Here is a 566-nt window from a genome sequence, read left to right as displayed (position 1 = left end):
GCAGCAGGTTCGCCCTGATGCGGCGCCCGGCACGGCGCGACGCGGCGGCCGCCGGCATGATGACCAGCACCTGCGCGCCGTCCCGGGCGTGCGCCAGGCAGTACTGCACCCAGGCCAGCTCGGGTTCCCCCCGCGGTGGAACACCGTGGCGCCACCACGGTGCGCCGAGCAGCTCGTCGTAGCCCCAGGAACGCTGCCCGAACGGCGGGGCGCACAGGACCGCGTCGGCCCGTTCCCCGGCGAAGGTGCCGGCGAGCAGCGAATCGCCCGCGACGATCCGCGCGTCACCACCCCGCAGCAGCAGTCCGACGGCGCTCACCCGCGCCATCGTCGGGTTGACATCCTGGCCGAGCAGGCGGCCCGCCCCCGCGGCCCGGGCGGCCTCCAGCAGCCCGCCGATCCCGCAGGCCGGGTCGAGCACCGTGGCGGCCCCCGCCCGGCCGCGCAGGCCGGCGAGGGTCACCATCAGCTCCCCGACCGCCCGCGGAGGCTCCGCCACCTGCCGGGAGCAGACCTCGCGGTAGCGGGCGCGCAGCGCGTCGAAGAGCTCCGCGTGGCCGTGCCGG

Annotated in this window: 1 protein-coding gene; it reads right to left on the bottom strand. The window is 77.9% G+C overall.

The features are described from left to right. The coding region (locus AC08ON_RS15085; RefSeq protein WP_476617192.1) for an HsdM family class I SAM-dependent methyltransferase at positions 1 to 566 on the bottom strand (566 nt) is incomplete at both ends.

This window comes from Frankia sp. CoWAU3 (genome assembly GCF_977971855.1).
Note: the sequence above shows the minus strand (reverse complement) of the source record. Positions and strands in the feature narration are given on the sequence as shown.